General features: G+C 49.6%; 5 protein-coding genes. 2 read left to right on the forward strand and 3 right to left on the reverse strand.

What is annotated here, in order from left to right; translation table 11 throughout:
- Positions 1-129: 129 nt before the first annotated feature.
- Both OB13_RS15220 and OB13_RS15225 read left to right on the forward strand, forming a co-directional pair.
- Positions 130-837 carry a hypothetical protein gene (locus tag OB13_RS15220; RefSeq protein ID WP_461491029.1) on the forward strand — a complete coding sequence of 236 codons (708 nt, stop codon included), beginning with the start codon at positions 130-132 and terminating at the stop codon, positions 835-837.
- Positions 838-869: 32 nt separating this feature from the next.
- Positions 870-1,469, forward strand: coding sequence for a hypothetical protein (locus OB13_RS15225; RefSeq protein WP_461491030.1), 600 nt, complete (start codon positions 870-872; stop codon positions 1,467-1,469).
- A gap of 66 nt (positions 1,470-1,535) precedes the next feature.
- Here OB13_RS15225 and OB13_RS15230 read toward each other — a convergent pair whose 3' ends face one another.
- The 3 genes from OB13_RS15230 to OB13_RS15240 are packed head-to-tail and all read right to left on the reverse strand — an operon-like array spanning position 1,536 to position 3,847.
- Entirely contained in the window at positions 1,536-2,453 is a 918-nt protein-coding gene (locus tag OB13_RS15230) for a ribonuclease Z (RefSeq protein WP_461491031.1), read from the reverse strand.
- 14 nt (positions 2,454-2,467) lie between these two features.
- Positions 2,468-2,845: an STAS domain-containing protein gene (locus OB13_RS15235; RefSeq protein WP_007657896.1), complete on the reverse strand. Its 378-nt coding sequence runs from the start codon at positions 2,843-2,845 to the stop codon at positions 2,468-2,470.
- Between the two features lie 54 nt (positions 2,846-2,899).
- On the reverse strand, positions 2,900-3,847 hold the full coding sequence (locus OB13_RS15240) for a phosphoribosylaminoimidazolesuccinocarboxamide synthase (RefSeq protein WP_461491032.1): 948 nt from the start codon (positions 3,845-3,847) through the stop codon (positions 2,900-2,902).
- Positions 3,848-4,060 lie beyond the last annotated feature (213 nt).

Here is a 4,060-nt window from a genome sequence, read left to right on the forward strand (position 1 = left end):
AGTATCTTCAGGCTTTGGAGCTGTTTTACAATCACTTATCTCGTTGTTATGAAAAAGAAGGATACATGTGTTTTAGTAATTAGTTTTTGCCTTTGCCTAGCCTTACAGGAGGCATCTGCTCAGGGAGGTGTGTTAAATAAATTAAAGCAAAAGGCAGGCAATCTGGCAGAGCAGGCGTTGGATAAGTCGGCTCAGGAAAAGACTGGTCTCGGCTCAGGAACTCCGGAGGCTAAAGCAGCAGGCAGCAGGGCACATAACAAAGGGGGAGAAGGTCTGATTTCGACACCGCCCGATGTGAAACTACATCTGACAGATGCCGACAAGGCCTACAAAGCCGGTACTTATGGTGAGGCACGCTATGCCGTACAACAGGCTATGTTGGGCGTTGAGCTCGAGATAGGGCAGAAGATACTCAAGTCCTTGCCAGAGACGATCAGTGGCCTGAACAAAGACAACAGTGTGGAGCAGGTGGCCAGCAGCGGCTGGGGTTGGACCGGCCTGTCCATCACGCGGCAGTACACGGACGGGAACGAAAAAGAGCTTCGGGTAATGGTAGCCAACAATGCCCTCATGTTGTCAGCTGTGAACGCCTACCTGGCGAATGGCGGCTACGCACAGACCTCCGGCGAGCAGCAGAACTGGAAGCAGACGAAGGTAAAGGGACACCGGGCCGTAATCGAATACGATGACGCGAGTGGCTATACACTGACCGTGCCGATGGGGCAATCTTCTATGCTAGTGTATGAGGCAGTAAACTTCAAGAACGAGCAGGAAGTGATGGCCGCAGCCAATGCCGTTGACATTGACGGTATCAAGAAAATGTTGGGTGAGAAATAGAGTTCATAGATTTTTAAAGAACTAAATGCAATATGAAAAATACGATCGCTATACTTCTCCTGATGCTTTTTTCAACCGCAGCAAATAGCCAGGACTTCAGCAAGAGCATGAAAGAGGCCCAGACGGCCTACGCCTCTGGTGACCTGAGCAATTCCCGCTTCGCAATGGAGCAGATGCTCCGCAACCTGGACATGGAGATAGGCAAAGAGATACTCAAGCTGCTCCCTGCCAAAATGGAGGACAGAACAGCCAACGTAAAGGACGACAACGTGACAGGCTCAGGTGGCGGTATGGGCATGGGACTGTATGTGCACCGCACCTACGGTTCCGAGGCTAAAATGACTACCCTGGACATCATTAACAATTCCCCGCTAATCAACTCGCTGCAGGCAATGCTGTCTATACCTTTTATTGCGAATAGTGGAGATGGCACCCAAAAGGTAGTCAAGGTGCAGGGGTATAAGGCAGTGCTGAACAAGGTAGAAGGAGAAGGAACAAAGACCGGTTATGAGCTACAGATTCCGCTGCAGAATACCCTGCTGACACTGAGAGCGGATGATACCCAGGAAGACACTATTCTGAAGATGGTGAATTCGCTGCCGCTTGAAAAAATCGCCCAGATGGCCAAGTAAGCTTTGTCGATTCCGCATTAAAAGAAAGAGCCCTCGCGGCTCTTTTTTGTTGGTATAGGTATAGCGCTACTCCCGCACACAAAAAATACTGCCTTCCACGGCCAGATCTGCCTTGGGGAATATTTCCTGTGCTTCCGAAAGCAGGGGAGTGAGGTCTTTGTAGCGCACGGAAAAGTGGCCGAGCAGCAGGTGGCGTACCTGGGCGGCGGCGGCCATCTCAGCGGCTTGCCGGGCTGTGCTGTGGAAGGTATAGTGGGCCCGCTCGCGCAGGTCGTCGGTGAAGGTCGCTTCGTGGTAGAGCAGGTCTACGCCCCGCAGGTAGTTGAGCAGTTCGGGCTTGTAGCGGCTGTCGGAGCAATAGGCATAGCTGCGGCTGCGCTTGGGCTCGAGGGTGACGACTTGGTTGCGCACCAGAATGTTTCCGTTCGCATCGCGTATGTCCTCGCCCCATTTCAGGCGAACCAGTTGCGGCGGGGTAAGGAAGTCGGGCAGGTTCTCTTTTATGAGCGGACGCGGCTTTGGCTTTTCGCGGAAAAGGAAACCGCAGCAAGGGACCCGGTGTTCCATCGGAATGGTGTGCACCGTGATTTTTTTGTCTTCGTAAATTTTACGGTAAGAGGTGGTATCCAGCTCATGAAAGATCAGCTTGAAGCTCAGGTTGGTGCCGGAGTATTTGAACTGCAGACTGAGGATTTCGGATAGGCCGGGCGGTCCGTAAAGGTGGAGGGGGAGTTGGCGGCCCTGCAGGTGCATGGTTGAGAGCAAGCCCGGCAGACCAAAATAATGATCCCCATGCATGTGGCTTATGTAGATGTTGGAAATGCGCTGATGCTTTATCTTGTAAAGCATCAGCTGCATTTGTGTACCCTCACCGCAATCAATCAGATGGTACTGATTGTCGATCGTTAACAGCTGTGCTGTATGATGTCTGTTTGCCGATGGTGTGGCCGACGAACTGCCAAGAATTCTGAGTTCGAAATCCACAAAACCACCTATGCTTAGTCTTCCTTGTTCGTCAGGTCCTGCTCGATTTCGTGCAGGAACACACGGTCAATTGCTTCTTCTACCGTAGGAAGGATGTTCAGCACAGACTCCAGTTTGGAGATGGTGATCAGCTTCATTACGTGGTCCTGCAGGCTGGTCAGAATCAACAGGCCGTTGGAAGAGTTGCAAAGTCTGTTCGCTATCAGAATAGAGCTAAGCCCCGAGGAGTCAGTATATTTAACGTTATTGAGGTCAAGAATCAGATTGGTGATCCCTTCGGCATTCAATTTCACGAACTCAGACTTCAGATCCGGAGCAATTGAAGTGTCCAGCTTCTTCTCATCTATCGTGATTATGGTGTAGTTTTCTTTCTTATCAATCGTGTACTTCATAGATCTACCAGTAAGGATTTAAACGCGAATGTACCAAAATCCAGGTTAATTATTCTAATTTTTTGTGGTAAAAATGTTTTCTACTATGTGATTCTCAATACGTGAGAGCACATCGGTATAATTTTCTTTTGTAAAGGCGTGGCCGGTAAAAACCTCGTAAAGTTCTATATACCTTTCGGAGATACGCTGCACTACTTCATCCGTCATTTCAGGTATAGCTTGTCCATCCTTGCCTTGAAAGCCGTTTTCGATCAGCCACTGCCGTACGAACTCTTTGGACAACTGCTTCTGAGGCTCACCCTGCTGCTGACGTTCTGCGTACCCCTCGTTGTAAAAGTAGCGGGAGGAGTCAGGGGTATGGATCTCGTCGATCAGGTATACCTCGCCTTTGTAGTTTCCGAACTCATACTTGGTGTCAACCAGTATCAGTCCTTTTTGTTTTGCCAATTCCGTGCCTCTTGCAAACAGCTGCCTGGTATAAGCTTCTAATTTAAGATATTCCTGCTCAGATACAATGCCTTTGGCTAAGATTTCTTCCCGCGAAATATCTTCATCATGTCCTTCATCCGCTTTGGTCGTAGGCGTGATAATCGGTTCCGGGAGTCTGTCGTTCTCGCGCAGGCCCTCCGGCAAGGCTACGCCGCATACTACGCGCCGGCCCGCTTTGTACTCCCGCCAGGCATGGCCGGCCAGGTAGCCTCTGATCACCATCTCTACTTTATAAGGCTCACACCGGTAGCCGATCGTAACGTTCGGGTCGGGTACCGAGATGACCCAATTGGGTACAAGGTCAGCAGTAGCTTTCAGGTTGATGCTGGCAATCTGGTTCAGTACCTGCCCTTTGTAAGGTATGGCCCGGGGCAGTACCACATCGAAGGCTGAGATCCTGTCCGTTGCCACAACAGCCAGCTGGTCTTCAAAGTAATAGACATCGCGAACTTTGCCTTTGTAAAAACCGGTTTGTCCGGTGAAGGAGAAGTTGGTTTCTTTTATAGCCTCCATTAGTTCTGTTGGGTTATAGAGAGGCAAAGTTAACTATATTTTAATGGGTGAGAAATAAATAATAAGTCTGTTGGTCGCAGCAGCATGTGAACAGGCGTATAGTGTAAGCCAGCTATGAATTACTATACTGCGAAGTATAGTAAAAGTTTTATATTATGGAATCTATCGATTGTACATTATTTAGAATATTGCTTCCCGGCCGGATCTGCCGGT

It is taken from the genome of Pontibacter sp. HJ8 (genome assembly GCF_054824225.1).

What these genes read in the sequence shown, in the direction of transcription:
- OB13_RS15235 (WP_007657896.1), bottom strand. Translation starts at nt 2,845, where the DNA reads ATGAAGTACACGATTGATAAGAAAGAAAACTACACCATAATCACGATA.
- OB13_RS15240 (WP_461491032.1), bottom strand. Translation starts at nt 3,847, where the DNA reads ATGGAGGCTATAAAAGAAACCAACTTCTCCTTCACCGGACAAACCGGT.
- OB13_RS15225 (WP_461491030.1), top strand. Translation starts at nt 870, where the DNA reads ATGAAAAATACGATCGCTATACTTCTCCTGATGCTTTTTTCAACCGCA.